Origin of the sequence: Proteiniclasticum sp., from assembly GCF_003514505.1 — a bacterium.
Taxonomy (GTDB): Bacteria; Bacillota; Clostridia; order Clostridiales; family Clostridiaceae; genus Proteiniclasticum.
Genome location: NZ_DOPX01000017.1, coordinates 82,003 through 97,085, shown reverse-complemented (window position 1 = coordinate 97,085; position 15,083 = coordinate 82,003). Strand labels below are relative to the sequence as shown.

Sequence of the window (15,083 nt, the reverse complement as noted above, 5' to 3'; positions counted from 1 at the left end):
CGGGATACTATCATAGCGGTGTACCATCATAGCGATAGAAATGGTTTACAATTTCATGACAAAGCAGTATAATTATGGGCAATGACAAAAAATGTGTGATGATATTTGGGGTGAACTATGTCAATTGCTGAACAAAACACGAATCTTGTGATCAGAAGATGCAATGCGGAAGATGTGGAGGAAATGAAAGCATTTCTGAAAGAATGCATCACCGTCAACAAATATATTTACGGAGAGTATGACTGGATGGAGTTTCCACTGGAGGATGCCACCTATGAGACCTTCCAGGAAACCTTCGGAACAGGAAACCTTCTTTTGGGTCTGGAGGACGATGTGCTCCAGGGCATCGTGGTACTCACAAAGAAAAGTGCTGAAAAGTACAAGCATGTGGGGAACATCACCCTGGCACTGAGAACGGATGAACATGTGAGCACCATGGGGAAAGAGCTCATCGCCAGAATGATTCTGGTCTGTAAAGGCAAAGGCGTCATCCGGAAGGTGAATCTTCGGGTCCGGGAAGACCATTTCAAGATTCAGGAGATCTACAAAAATCTTGGGTTTTATGAAGAAGGAAGCCTTGCAAGAGATGTCTGCCAAAATGGAATGTTTTTCTCCACGCTTCTTTATGGACGAAGTATTGATTAAGAATTATGACGTGAAGACCCGCTGTTTCAGCGGGTCTTTGTGGTTTTGTGGTATAATTTCTAAAGGAACCTTTTCCGGAACTTGTCCTTGTAAGAAGAAAGGGACCTGTACTATAATAAGTTTGTAAACATTTACAGATTAAGGAGGAATATGAGTTGAAAAAAGTCATTGCAACCAGCAAAGCACCCGGCGCCATCGGGCCTTATTCACAGGCCATCATTGCAGGCACCATGATCTATACGTCTGGCCAGCTGCCCATCGATCCAGAGACCGGAGAGATGGTGGCAAACGACATCACCCTTCAGACCAGAATGTGTTTGAAGAATGTCAAAGCCATTTTGGAAGAAGCGGGGTCCAATATGGACAAGATTGTGAAAACCACAGTTTTTCTCAGTGATATGGCAAACTTTGTCAAGATGAATGAAGTCTACAAAGAGTTCTTCTCCGGTGATTTTCCGGCAAGAAGCGCTTTCCAGGTGGCAAGGCTGCCAAAGGATGCCCTGGTGGAAATTGAGGTCGTGGCGATTCTGTAGCGTTTAAAATGCGCAAATAATGAGGTTGGGGGATAATTTATAAATGAGTGTGAAGTATTTTGCAGAGCCTTTCAAAATCAAAATGGTGGAACCCATCAAGATTCTCACAAGAGAGGAGAGGCTGAAGAAAATCCAGGAGGCGGACTATAACGTTTTTTCGCTGGCAGCAGAAGACTGCTATATTGATCTTCTCACAGACAGCGGCACCGGTGCCATGAGTGCGGACCAGTGGGCAGGCATCATGCGGGGGGATGAGTCCTATTCCGGGTCCAAGAGCTTTTACCGCCTTCAGGAGTCGGCGAAGGATATTTTTGGCTATGCATTCATTCAGCCCGTGCATCAGGGACGGGCAGCAGAGAAAGTGGTGATGCCGATTCTTCTTGGAAAAGGTAAGGTATCCATTTCCAATATGCATTTTGACACCACCAGAGCCCATGTGGAGATTGCAGGGGCTAGGGCTGTGGACTGCGTCGTGCCCGAAGCTCTTGATACGGAGTCCTATGCGCCTTTTAAAGGGAACATGGACAATGAGCGTCTTGTGAGACTCATTGAAGAGTATGGAAAAGAAAATGTGGGGGCCATCATCATCACGGTGACCAACAACAGTGCTGGAGGACAGCCGGTTTCCATGAAGAACATCAAAGAGACGTCAGAGATCGCCAAGAGATATGGCATTAAGGTGGTCATTGATGCGGCAAGATTTGCTGAAAACTGCCACTTTATTAAGCGAAGAGAAGAAGGCTATGAAGATAAGTCCATCCGGGAGATCGCAAGAGAGCTGTTCAGTTATGGAGATCTCTTTACCATGAGCTCTAAAAAAGATGCCATCGTGAACATTGGTGGTCTTGTGGGCGTCAAGGAAGATGCGGATCTTTTTGAGAAGGTCAAAGCCAATACCATACCCTTTGAAGGGTTCATTTCCTATGGCGGCCTTGCCGGAAGAGATCTGGAAGCTTTGGCCATTGGTCTTCAGGAAGGTGTGGAGGAAGACTTCCTGAAATACCGCATCGGTCAGATGGAATACCTTTCATCAAAGCTCACAGAAGCAGGCATCCCGCACCAGACTCCAGCAGGCGGTCATGCCATATTTCTGGATGCCAAGAAGCTTCTGCCCCGCATTCCTTATCATGAGTTCCCGGGTCAGGCTCTGACCATTGAGCTTTATCTGGAAGCGGGCATCAGAGGCTGCGACATCGGCTCCTATATGCTGGGGAACGATCCGGACACAGGAGAGCAGCTGGAATCCCAGTTTGAGTTCACAAGGCTGGCGGTGCCAAGAAGAGTGTACACCCAGTCCCATCTGGATGTGATTGTGGAGGCACTTGTTGAAATCAAAAAGAGAAAGGACTCCTTGAAAGGGTATGAGATTACCTGGGAGCCTAAGATTTTAAGACATTTCACCGCAAAGCTTCAGCCACTGAAGTAAAAAAGAAAAAAGAGAAGATAGAACTTCAGTGCCCTATTCCTGAAAGGAATACAGTACGCTGGAGTTCTATTTTTATGATCTTTCTGTCATTTTATAGAGAGAGATGGAAGATAGTATGATACTATAGGAGGTAAGTATTAGTAGAAACAGCTGGAGGTTTATTCATGGATAAAAGAAATAAAGGTCAGGTATTGGTCGTCTTAGGAGCACTTCTACTGCTCCTGGTCAATAATTTCAGTCTGAGGCATAAGCTTTCAGATCTGCAGCTGGAGCTTCAGAATATTAGAGGATCCATTTCCGCCATTTCCTTTAATGATGGTGGCATGGAGTACCGGATCATGGAAGAGCTCAAAAAAGGAGCCAGTGCTTTGGCGTCCTCAGAAACTAGACTTTCTTTCAAAAACGGTAAGCTCATGCTGGATGTCACCATGGTTCCCAAAATGCTGCAGCCAGGGAGCACATACTATGTGGTGTCCGGATACAATAAAGTAGAGGCCAGAGCAGAGAATGAAACTTCATTTGCAGCTTCTCTGCCCTTTGATGTGGCTGAAAACAATCAGGTCTATGCTGTCATAGAGACAGAAGAAGGTTCCCTTCAGGAGAAGCTTCCTGAAATCTATGTGGACCAGTACCTTGCTGTAGAGATCAGAAGCATGAGTCTGGAAGAAAATGACAAGAAAGTTGTCATGAATCTCACCGCTGCCACAGAAGAGACCGCTACTTTTTTAAAATCTCTAAAAGAAGTCTCTGCAGTGGTCTTGAATGAAAAAAATGAGGAAACCGAAAGACTTGAGATGAAAGAAACGGATGAGGTGCTTCCTGATTTAGAACATGATTATGGTTTTGCCCACAAAACTTTTACAGTGAACCTTCCAGAAGAACTGTACGAAATGGATCTATTCAAAGTGATTGTAAAACTCAAGAATTATGGCGTGACCATGACTTCGGATGAAATCTATCAGTATAGTAAAGATGGCACTGAGATGAATGGTGTTATGGGTGCAGGATTCCGAATATCCTTTGAGGAGTAGGTAGAACATAAACAAGGGAATGAAAATAATAAACCCCGACATTCTCCGAACAGTGAAGTACTGTTTCGTGATTGTCGGGGTTCCCTGTTTAAAAAATGATCAGATGCCTCGCAAAAGGGAATCCATGACTCTTTGGGTCGCCAGGGCTTCCATTCCGGAAGAAGGCATTTCTTTATTTAGAAGAATGGCATCAGAAAAGGCGTCAATGGCATCGCTGAAGCCTTTTACCTTCTCCACTGTATCCCATTGGGAAGGGGATTTGATTCTGGTTTCGTTCTTCACGTCCGTCTCCATGGTGGCAAGATCGATGACTCGGACGGTTTTTCCTTCTTTCACCAGTTCCATGAGTTCCAGAGTCTTTCCGGAGTCCCGATGAAGGAGTGTTTCCACCTGAAGCCCTTCCGGGCTTACAAATCTGTGCTTTGCATAAATGAGCTGATTGTCTCCATTCACCTCAATGTTCCCGTCCTCCATAATGAGCTTTCCGTCCACCAGCCACCTGGCGGTGTCCACCAGATGGATGTAGTCATCATTCAGTGTGAAGAGGGCATCTTCCGGTCCAATGCGGCCGCAGCGGTTCTTCACGATCCGGATGAGAGAGGTGGGGGTGATTTCGTCTTTCACCGCCTGATAAAGGGGGGCGAATCTTCGGTTGAAGTTCACCATGAGTTTTGCCTGATGATGGACGGAGTAGAAGACCAGTCTTTCACATTCCTCCACCGTAGGTGCAAGAGGCTTATCGATCATCACATGGATGCCTTTTTCCAGGAAAAATTTCGCCAAGGTAAAATGACTCTCTGTGGATGCATTGATGATGACAGCATCCACGTCTTCGGAAAGAGCTGTAAGGCTTTCATAGGCTTTGACCCGGTATTCTTTTTCAAAAGCGTCCCGTCTTTCTTTTGTTCTGGCATACCCACCTACTAAGGTCCATTTGGTTTCCTTGGAGAGTACAGGCATATAAGCTTTTCTGCAGATGGAGCCTAAGCCCACCAGTCCCAGTTTAATTCGTTCATCCATTTCTATTCCTCCCACGCGATCAGGCATTGGATAATCTTCTTTAAATTCAGATAATTTCACTATATATCCTCATTATAGCTAGAATCGCCTATGGTGACAACAAAAGCTTTGTAAAAGACGTGGTGAAAGGGACTACTTTTCTCCATAGGCCAGGCGAATGGCTTCTCTCAAATCAGAGTTGTTGTAGACGGGATAGAACTTCAGGTTATCCAGTGCGTAAGAAGGAAAGTGGCCGAGGTCTTTCCTCCAACCGCGGATGAGATCATACCCCAAAGATTTTCCGTAGCTTTCTACTGCTTCTTCTTTGAATCCGGAACCGAAAGGAAGGGCGAGAAGATTTACGGATTCACCCAATGCGTTTTCCAGAATTGTTTTAGATAAAGAAAGTTCCTCCTGAAGTTTTTTATGAAAAGCTTCCTCTGATTCTCCAACTTGCCTGCCGATGGCAATATGTTTTCCACCATGGACGCCTACTTCTATGAGAGGGACACCCTGGTCTGTGCGGCAGTTTCTCATGGCTTGAATTTCTTCAAAGGACATGAAACCTTTATGATGTTCCGCCGCTCGGACGGAGGAGATGAAGTGGGTGGATTTCATACCATACTTCTGAAGGAGAGGAAGAGCTAGATCATAGTCACTCTTAAGGCCATCATCAAACTGCAGGATGAGTGCAGGCTCTCTAACAGAAGGATCACCGTTTTTTAGTGCGGTGAGTATTTCGTTATAGGATTTTACCTGGATGCCACATTCTTTAATGAGCTTAAGGTCCTTCTCAAAATCTGCTGCTGTCCGAAAGAACTGCCACGGATCCTTGGTGAGGGCTTCCGTGCAGAGGGCATGGTAAGTTACAAGGACGATGTTTCCCGAAGTAGGTTTTAGGACAACATCTAACTCGGGGGAGTCTGGTGTCTCTGATGGGAGAGGTGATTCTGACTCCGGTGCCTCTTCTGGTGACTGCTCTTCGGAAGAAGGGAGAAGATTCTTTGGGTTCTCTGCAGTTTCTTCTTCAGGCATAGCAGTTTCTCGGGGAGGGAGAAGAGGTTTTACTGGTTCTGTATTTGTTTCCGAGGCTGCATTGGGATGCTTTTTTGGGGGGATATAGATATGGATGAATTCTGTCTTATTTTCTGATTCTGGAGGCCAAGGGCTAGCTGGTGAGGTCGATGCAGTTTTTACAGCACACCCCGGCAGTGATAGCAAAAGAGTAAGAAAAAAGCATAGATAGTAATTTTCTTTACGATTCATATAAAGTACCTTCCAAAAAAGTGTAATCATGGACGTATAACTCCTGAAGAATATCCTCATAAAGTTATTTTATCATTAAAGATAATAAAGGAGTAACAAATGCAAGACAAAAGATAGTCAGAATTCGAAGTGCTTTCCGAAATATTTAAGGGTTTCTTCATTGACTATCGGTCAGTCAGTGATAAAATGAAGCATATACCAAGTGAAAGAAAAGGTGAATGAAAATGGCATTTATAGAACTGGAGAATGTCCAGAAACGATATAAGATGGGAGAGGTCACCATCACCGCCGTGGACGGTGTGGACTTTTCCATTGATCAAGGAGACTTTGCGGTGGTGGTGGGAGCCTCCGGCGCAGGAAAGACCACGGTGCTAAATCTGCTGGGTGGCATGGATACCTCCGACGGCGGAAAGATCCTGGTGGACGGAAAAGACATCAGTAAGTATAACCGGAAGATGCTCACAGAGTACCGCCGGTTTGACATCGGATTTGTGTTTCAGTTTTACAATCTGGTGCAGAACTTGACCGCTGTGGAGAATGTGGAACTTGCGTCCCAGATTTCAAAGAACCCCCTGGACGCGGAGATGGTCCTGGATCTGGTGGGGCTTTCAGAGCGTGCCAACAATTTCCCGTCCCAGCTTTCCGGTGGAGAGCAGCAAAGGGTGGCCATCGCCAGGGCTATTGCAAAAAATCCAAAGCTTCTTCTTTGTGATGAACCCACAGGTGCTCTTGATTACCAGACAGGAAAGAACATCCTGAAACTTCTTCATGACACCTCCAGAGAGCGTGGCGTCACCGTGGTGGTCATCACCCATAATGCGGCTCTTACGGCCATGGCGGATAAAGTCATCCGCATGAAGAACGGCAAGGTCCGGGAGTTTTATGTCAATGAGAACCCTGTGCCTGTGGAAAGGATTGAGTGGTAATGGCGAAGAATGCGTTTCAGAAGGACCTGTACCGGGCCATCACAGGCAGTAAAGCCAGATTCTTCTCCATCCTGGTGATGATTGCCCTGGGCGTAGGATTCTTCTCGGGCATCAATGCCACCAAACCGGATATGGTGCTGTCGGCAGATGCCTACTATAAAGACTATAACCTGGCGAATTTCAGGATATATAACCCCTTAGGGTACCAGGAAGAAGACCTTGCAGCCGTAGAAGAGACACAAGAGGTGCTTGAGGTGCTTAGAAGCTACAGCAAGGATCTTTTTGTATCGTCCTCTTTAGAAACGGCTGTGACAAAAGTGTTCAGCTATGATATGGGGAAAGAGGGACTTCTCAATGAGCCCAGAGTGCTGGAAGGAAGACTGCCGGAAGCGTCCGGTGAGATTCTTCTGGAGATGGGCGCAAAAAACGGCCTCTCCATTTCCCTGGGAGATGAAGTAACGCTTTCTCTTCCCAACGGGGAAGAACTCACTGATTTTATCAAGGAGGATACCTACAAGGTGGTGGGATTTATCATGTCCCCCCTCTACATCAGTTTTCAAAGAGGACAGACCAACATCGGAGATGGCTCCATTGATTATTTCGCTTATGTGCCCCAGGAGGATTTCTCCATGGAACACTATACGGATCTTTTTGTGAAGACCGTGAAGTCTGATGATCTGGAAGCTTATTCCAAAGGGTACAAGACCTACCATGAGCCTCTTCTATCCTCTTTTTCCGCTTTGGGAGAGCTGGCCATGGCAAGGGACACCAAAGACCTCCGGGAGGAACTGGAGGAAGGGCGTGCAGAGTTTTTATCCGAAAAAAATGATGCCCTGAAGAAGATTGCAGATGCCCAGGAAGAGCTTCTAGAAGCAAGAGAAGAGATCCAGGAAGGAGAAGAGAAGCTTCTATCAGAAGAGGAGAAGTATACGCAGGAGTTCCAGGAAAAAAGACAGGAGATTCTGGATGGAAAAGAAGCCCTGGTGAAAGGCCGGGAAGAGTACTTTGAAGGATATGCTGCCTGGCTGGAAGGCTATAATGACTATCAGGATGGGCGGGCTGAGCTTCAAAGCGCAAAGAGCACCCTGGATCTTGCGAAGAACCAGATTGATGCAGGAGAAAGAGAACTTGCTTCAGCCAAAGCTCAATTGGATTCTGCCAAAGAGCAGATTGCCCTTCTGGAAACTGCACTTCAGGGGCTAAAAGACATCCGGGCCAGTCTTCCGGAAACGGGAGGAGAACTGACAGAGGAAGAGTACAGACAGATCATCGAGGACATCCGGGTGTTTTCACCAGACCTTGCAAGGCTTCTGGAGGAAAGTGTTCCCTATAATGACCCGAATCTTGTGAATGCCTTAAGAACCGCTCTGGACAGCACCATCCTGCAGCTCACAGACACCCTGGAAAGTGCGAAAAAAGACTACGCAGATGGCGTTCTTGCCTACGAAGAAGGACAGAAGACCCTGGCGGAGAGTAAAGCCGCCTATGAGATAGGCTTACGGGAATACCAGCAAGGGGAGAGGGAGCTGGCTGAGGCCAAGAAGGAGCTGGATGCTGGAAAGGCCGAGCTGGATGCTGCCAAAAAGAAACTCGATGACAGTGAAAAGACCTTAACAGATGGAGAAAAGGCGCTGGAGGAGGGAGAAAAGACCTTTAAGGCATCCATGGAAGAGGCAAGAGCGGACCTGGAGAAAGGAAAGGCGGAGCTTCGGGAAGGAGAAGAAACCTTTGCCCGGGAGAAGGCCGACGCCGAGAAGAAGATTGCCGATGCGGAGAAAGAAATCCTCGATGCAGAGCGTGCTCTTCTGGAAATTCCCAAAGAATGGTTTGTCTATGACCGGGAAGGATTCCCGGGCTACGGATCCTTAGGAAACGATGCAGACAGGCTGGGGTCCCTGGCCACCACCTTCCCGCTGTTTTTCTTCCTGGTGGCGGCCCTGGTATGCCTCACCACCATGACAAGAATGGTGGAGGAGGAAAGAATCCAGATCGGCACACTGAAAGCCTTAGGATACACCACTTTTACCATCGCCATGAAGTACATCAGTTATGCGCTGCTAGCAAGCCTTCTTGGCAGCGTCCTGGGCTTTTCCATTGGATTCAAGCTGTTCCCTTATATCATCATCACGGTGTACGGAGCCATGTATAATACGCCTTATGTGCTGACGCCCTTTCACCTGGATCTGGCACTTCTCTCCACGGCCATTGCGGTGTTCACCACGGTGTCCGCCAGCCTCTTCGCTACTCTTTCGGAGCTTCGGGAAACACCGGCGAACCTTATGATGCCCAAAGCGCCAAAGCCCGGCAAGAGAATTCTACTGGAAAGAGTGCCGCTTCTTTGGAAGCGCATGAGTTTTTCCTACAAGGTGACCTTCAGAAACATCTTCCGGTATAAAAAGAGGTTTCTTATGACGGTGCTTGGGGTTTCCGGTTGCACCGCCCTTCTGGTCACAGGCTTTGGCATCCAAGATTCCGTCAATGCCATCATGGGCAAGCAGTTTGAGGAGATTTTTCTCTATGACGGACTGGCGCTGCTTAATATGGACAAGGAGGAAGGAGAGAGAAACCTTTCTGAAATTCTTGGAGAAGAAGGAGAAGTGGAGCGCTATGGGGCTTTCTTAAGTGAAAGCATCCGGGTGCACCTGCCGGGAAAAACCAGAGAGTATGAAGCGACGCTGATGGTGCCGGAAGAGAAGGGTTCCTTTGCAAGCTTCATTGACCTACATGACCGCGTGACCCAGGAAAAGATCCCCCTGCCAGAAAAAGGCGCGGTGATTTCAGAGAAACTGGCCAATCTTCTGGGGGTATCAGAAGGAGAAGAGCTCATCTATCAGGATGCGGAAAACAGAACCTATACCTTCACGGTGACGGACATCACAGAGAATTATCTCGCTCATTATATCTATATGTCTCCAGAAGCCTTTGAAAGCCTTACGCTTCGAAAGCCGGAGTTTAATGCCGGCGCTTTCCGATACCGTGAAGGCCTTCAGGTGGAGGAGACGGCCCTTAGTGAGCGGCTTCTGGAAAACGACGGAGTGCTTGCCACGGTGATGGTTGAGAGTATCCAGGAGGAGTTTGAGAAAAGCATCTCGTCTTTAGATTATGTCATTGTGATTCTCATTCTTGCTGCAGGCGCCCTGGCATTTGTGGTGCTGTATAATTTAACTAACATCAACATCACAGAAAGGCTCCGGGAGATTGCCACCATCAAGGTGCTGGGATTCCGGGATCAGGAAGTGGCGTCCTATGTGTACCGGGAAAATGTATTTTTAACCATTGTGGGCAGTCTTGTGGGGCTTGTTCTGGGCTTCAGTCTGCATCTTTTTGTCATCCGTACCATGGAGATTGACACCATGATGTTCGGCAGGAACATCCATGTCTTGTCTTTCCTCTATTCCATGGTGCTCACCATGGCCTTCTCAGTGTTTGTGAATCTCTTCATGTCGAAGAAGCTTCAGAGCATTGATATGGCTGCTTCACTAAAATCTGTGGAATAGGAGGACTTCTTATGCGTATTACAAAACATCCGGAGGAACGGAAACAGGAAATACTGGAGACTGCCCTGGGGCTTTTTGAAGAGAAGGGGATCCAGAAAACGTCCATGAATGACATTGCAGAAACCATGGGCGTTGCGAAGGGGCTCATCTACTACTACTTCCGTTCCAAGGAGGAACTGGTGAAGGCTGTGGTGGAGAGTTTTTCTGAAGGTGTGGAGAAAGAAATAAAAATGCTGCTTTCTACGGAAGGGCTTTCTTTCCACAAGCGTCTGGGTCAGGTGGTGAAGGTGTTTTTTCTATCCATCCAGGAGCATCCAGCCCTCATGAACATCACGCCGAAGAATCCAGGTCTTTTCGAACTGGTAAAGACCAGCCTTTCGGAGCTAGCGCTTCGGCATGCGAAAGTGCTGCTCCAAAAAGGGGTGGAGGAAGGATATCTGAATCTTCAGTATCCGGATTATATGCTGAAGATTCTCATCCACGGCATTGCAGACCTTTATGTGGAAGGAGTTACAGATCCCGAGATCCACTGCACTCTCATTGAGGAGGCGCTGGGGCTGAAGACGGGTACCATCTTAAAGGAGTTTGGCTACTAGGAAAACTTATGGTCCTTTCGTTGAGCTTACTATATACCCCATGAAAGAGACCCCGGAAAGGGCTTTGCAGAAAATCTGCAGCTGCCTTTCGGGGTCTTCTCCATGGGAGAGATTATTTGTTACGTCTGATGGTATAGGTCATTTTCGTCAGGTTTCCTGCACTGTCTTCCGCTTCTAAAATGATGGTGTTGTTTCCAAGGTTCAGCGGAATACTTTCTTCTACCGAATAGGAAGCAGGGGCCAGACTGTCAAAGTAGGACCAGTCCTGCTCGATATTTACCAGCATATTGCCGTTCAGTGTCACTTTTAGATCCGGCAGGTTGTCTGATACAAGTGCTTTCAATGTGATGGAGGCTTCCTTGGTGACTCTTGGGAGGGATTCTGTGAGATTGATCACAGGTTTCTTTGTATCTACAAAGATCTTGTGGAGGAAGTCCAGCTGATTTCCGGCTTTGTCTTTCACATCCACGCGAATAGAATGGTAGCCATCCTCAAGAAGCAGCGTGTGGGTGAAGACCCATTTGCCGCTGGCTGCGTTCCATCTGTAGAGCACATTCATTCCATCGATCTTCAGATACTCCAGAGGAGATGGGTCAGAGACCGTTCCTGTTACCGTCACTATTTTTGAAGTGACAGTTTCAAAGAATTCTGGGGACTCGACCATGACCACAGGAGCGTCCACATCACCGGCAACAGGAGTTTCAGGCTCCAGATAGGCTGCAGGTGGGATAGGAGGCTCTGGTACTGGAATACCAGGAAGTTCAGGATTCACAGGCTTGATGATTTTTCTCAGTTCTTTGGCAAGATCCAGAGTTTCCACATTTCCTGCAAAGTCATAGATTTTCAGGGTGGATTTCTTGGTTAAGGTTATATCCGTGAAGTCAAAGATACCTGTATTGTTTGAAACAGGCTCTTCACCGGTGATTTCCAGCACATAGGCATAGATGCCGCTGAAGTCATCTTTACCTTCTACGCTAAGGGTTTTGGTATCTTCATCATAGGCGAGGCTTTCTTTCATCGGCTTCTTGGTGTCCACTTTTACAGGGAACTTCATGCTCTGCCATGCAGCATCCTCAAAGTCGATCTTTGTTTTCACCTCATAGAAGTAGTTACCGTCTTTTACAAGCTTGCCTCCAGCTGTTCCGTCCCAGATCCAGTCCAGGCTTGCTGTGTAAGGAGAACCGTTACCACCGTCATAGTAGTTCTTTGTGAGGTTACTGTCCTTGTAGAGCGCTCTGATGATCTTTCCGCTCTCATCAAGGATATTCAGTTCCATTTCCTTGGCGTTTCTTAAGAAGGATAGTAGAGGAAGTACATCATCGCGGTTCTTGTCTCTGTTTGGAGAGAAAGCGATGGTATTCTTGTCTCTTGCGCCATCGAGGTCCACACCCAGGAACTCAAACATCTCATTGGGTTGATCATACCAGGCCAGAGTAGTGATGCCATAGAAACTTCTGCCTTCATAGATGCTCTGATCCACTATAGGAGCTTTATCCCATTCTCCATAGAATCCCATGTAAGGAATGCTGAGGGTTGGGTTCACTTCTTCTGGATCTTCCAGCACCACAAAACCTTCCAGGAAGGTTCCATTGGGGAATACTTCTGATAAAGGCAGATTGTAGTACCAGTCTATACCATTGGTCACGTCTACGGTGACCGTGAGAGTTCTTGTTTCTCCGGCTGGAATCGTTAAAGAGTCTTCACTGAAATAGATGGGGTACTCACCGGAGTATAGTCCGTTTGGTCCATATTCTTCCAGGGTGCCATCTAAGTATACTCCCTGGGTTTCCAGATAGTTATACTCGCCGTCGGAAAGATCCGTCTGCACGGTGCCTCTGGGCACATAAGTCACTTCTTCATCGGACAGATTTTTCACGTCTACTTTGAATGTAGTGACATCCTTCATTTCCTTCAAGCTGACTTTTCCAATACCTGAGGTTTTTTCATAGGCCACGGCTGGGCTTACCACTGCGGCGTAGACATCCATGACTCCAGCGCCTTGTCTTCGTGGAGAAGAGTAGTTGTAGTCGCCGTTTCCGAAGTAGCTGTTGTATGTTCCAGTATCGTGGTGGGCGATGGCTGTATTCATGAGGAGGTTCTTCGCCATGAGAACTCTTTCTGAAGAGGATAAGTTGAAGTATTCATCCACTCTCTGAAGAACCAGGGCAGATCCACCAGCCACATGAGGGGCTGCCATAGAGGTTCCGCTCATGGTCTGGTACTGGTTGTTTTGAGCAGTAGACCAGATGCTGCCGCCAGGGGCGGTGATTTCTGGTTTGAAGTCCAGGTTCGGTGTGGTGCCCCAGGAACTGAATCCGGATAGGTTTCCTGCTTCTGGATTTCCTGCTTTTGCAAGTTTGCCGGAGAAGGCCACATAGTTTCCTTCTGTCTGCAAGAGTTCCACAAGGTTCAGTCCATGGGATCTTCCGATGAAGACCGCTGGAATACTGATGCCTTCAGGGTAGAGCATATTGATGAGACCATCTCCACCTGCAGGACTGTTGTAGACGATGACGCCGATGGCGCCGTTATTATATGCGTTCTGGATCTTGTCTGTGAAATTGTAGCTGCCTCTTTCAATGAGGGCAATTTTGCCATTGAAATCCTGTCCGGCAAAATCGTCAGGCCCACCGAGACCGGCATGAAGATAAGGAACCCTTTCTGTGAATACATCTTTGGGGTCTTTAGGGCCAGCATTGGCGTATGGAGCTAGAAGTTCTTCTCCTGCGTAGAAATAAGACAGGGCATTTGCAGTGACGATGTTGTTCTCAATGGACGCTACCTGAATGGTTTCAGGAGCAAGACCTGGAGAACCTACTACGCCGATGTCCGGATTTTCTGTGTAAGGCTTGTCAAAGCCGTCGCCGAACATGGCGGAGTTACCAGCAGATACTGCTGCGATGACGCCGTTTTCCATGGCATTACGGATGGCCACCTGCTCCAGATCATTCTCATCCACATAGGAAGCGGTGGAGCCAAGGCTCATATTGATGACGTCTGCGCCCAGAGCCACAGAATCATCGATGGCTTTCACAATGACATCTCCAAAGGTGGAAGGCATAGACGGATTATTTCCAAATACTTTCATGGCAAGAAGCTGGGCTTCAGGGGCTACACCCTTGATGCCACCGGCTTCCAAGTCGCCATTCGCGCCTACGGTACCGGCCACGTGCATGCCGTGCATTGATGCACCAGGTCCTAAATCGAGAATCTCCTGATTCTTGTCCATATAGTTGTAGCCATAAGGAACCTTTGCTGTGCGGTAGGTTCCAGGCAGTCCATTCAGAGTAGAAGCAGTGAGTTTTGCTTTGCTTTCATCGGAAAGGATCATATCTTTATGGGATGGATCAGTGCCCGTATCGATGATGGCAACGACCATGCCTTCGCCGTTATATCCTGTATCTGTCCAGGTTTTGATGGCGTTGACCATTTCTGTGCTGCTGCTCATATCTGGCTCAGGTCTTGAGAAGGTATGGGCCACGGATACGTGGGTGACTCCTTTCAGGTTTTTGATGGTTTTCAGGTTCTTGTAGGTGGTTTCAATACTGAATCCATTGAGGACATTATCATAGGTTTCCAGTTCTTTGAGAGAAATTCCCGCAGCTTTTATCAGATCCTTGACGGATTTCTGGGTTGCGCGGTTCTTGTCTGTGATGGATTTTTTCAAGGATTTTGTAAGATCTCTTACAGAAACACCTCTTTCTGTCGCCACATCGATGACTGGTTTTCCGGTGACTTCGATGAGAAGACGCACCACATCGTCATCTTCATAGAGGATGTCGCCTTTGCTCTTGGCGATGCTGGTGGAGGTGGTATCCCTTAGGGTGCTTTCAGGGCTCTTCAATGCATCCTTGGGCACCAGAGGAGAAGCTTTTACTGTGAGGGCACTGGACGACAGTAGAAACAGCGACAACAGAACGGATGTGAATTTTACCATGTGTCTTTTCAAGTATGTTCCCTCCTATGATTCAATTGAATGTCAATTCTGAATATTTATGATGAAAAAAAAGAACCTATCCAGAGGTTGAAATTCTGTGATAATTATAGCAATTGCGAAGTTTATTCACAAGAATTCTGTAACTGATTTGTCATATTTTGCGTTTTGTAACTATATTCTACCAGATGTTTAAAAATACCATCGGTATTCTGTGGATAAATACGAAA

Annotated in this window: 10 protein-coding genes; 7 read left to right on the top strand and 3 right to left on the bottom strand. The window is 47.2% G+C overall.

Annotated features, from left to right (window positions below; genetic code table 11):
- Positions 1–117 precede the first annotated feature (117 nt).
- From DEF30_RS06145 to DEF30_RS06130, 4 genes are all read left to right on the top strand, one after another.
- The gene (locus DEF30_RS06145) at positions 118–645 is read left to right on the top strand and encodes a GNAT family N-acetyltransferase (protein WP_294097438.1); all 528 of its coding nucleotides are present in this window, start codon (positions 118–120) and stop codon (positions 643–645) included.
- Between the two features lie 155 nt (positions 646–800).
- The gene (locus DEF30_RS06140) at positions 801–1,178 is read left to right on the top strand and encodes a RidA family protein (protein WP_294097437.1); all 378 of its coding nucleotides are present in this window, start codon (positions 801–803) and stop codon (positions 1,176–1,178) included.
- A gap of 43 nt (positions 1,179–1,221) precedes the next feature.
- Complete coding sequence (locus DEF30_RS06135; RefSeq protein WP_294097436.1) at positions 1,222–2,604, top strand: tryptophanase; 1,383 nt, start codon at positions 1,222–1,224, stop codon at positions 2,602–2,604.
- 164 nt (positions 2,605–2,768) lie between these two features.
- Positions 2,769–3,635 carry a hypothetical protein gene (locus DEF30_RS06130; RefSeq protein ID WP_294097435.1) on the top strand — a complete coding sequence of 289 codons (867 nt, stop codon included), beginning with the start codon at positions 2,769–2,771 and terminating at the stop codon, positions 3,633–3,635.
- Positions 3,636–3,734: 99 nt separating this feature from the next.
- Here DEF30_RS06130 and DEF30_RS06125 read toward each other — a convergent pair whose 3' ends face one another.
- Entirely contained in the window at positions 3,735–4,655 is a 921-nt protein-coding gene (locus tag DEF30_RS06125) for a Gfo/Idh/MocA family oxidoreductase (RefSeq protein WP_294097434.1), read from the bottom strand.
- A gap of 132 nt (positions 4,656–4,787) precedes the next feature.
- Complete coding sequence (locus DEF30_RS06120; RefSeq protein ID WP_294097433.1) at positions 4,788–5,669, bottom strand: polysaccharide deacetylase family protein; 882 nt, start codon at positions 5,667–5,669, stop codon at positions 4,788–4,790.
- Positions 5,670–6,124: 455 nt separating this feature from the next.
- On the opposite strand from DEF30_RS06120, the gene DEF30_RS06115 reads away from it, so the two are divergent.
- The 3 genes from DEF30_RS06115 to DEF30_RS06105 are packed head-to-tail and all read left to right on the top strand — an operon-like array spanning position 6,125 to position 10,919.
- Positions 6,125–6,826, top strand: coding sequence for an ABC transporter ATP-binding protein (locus tag DEF30_RS06115; RefSeq protein ID WP_074911344.1), 702 nt, complete (start codon positions 6,125–6,127; stop codon positions 6,824–6,826).
- A complete protein-coding gene (locus DEF30_RS06110) occupies positions 6,826–10,323 on the top strand; it encodes an FtsX-like permease family protein (protein WP_294097431.1) in 3,498 nt (1,165 codons plus the stop codon). The genes DEF30_RS06115 and DEF30_RS06110 overlap by 1 nt, the downstream gene beginning before the upstream one ends.
- An 11-nt stretch (positions 10,324–10,334) precedes the next feature.
- On the top strand, positions 10,335–10,919 hold the full coding sequence (locus tag DEF30_RS06105; protein WP_294097430.1) for a TetR/AcrR family transcriptional regulator: 585 nt from the start codon (positions 10,335–10,337) through the stop codon (positions 10,917–10,919).
- Between the two features lie 112 nt (positions 10,920–11,031).
- Here DEF30_RS06105 and DEF30_RS06100 read toward each other — a convergent pair whose 3' ends face one another.
- Positions 11,032–14,868: a S8 family serine peptidase gene (locus tag DEF30_RS06100; RefSeq protein WP_294097429.1), complete on the bottom strand. Its 3,837-nt coding sequence runs from the start codon at positions 14,866–14,868 to the stop codon at positions 11,032–11,034.
- Positions 14,869–15,083: the final 215 nt, after the last annotated feature.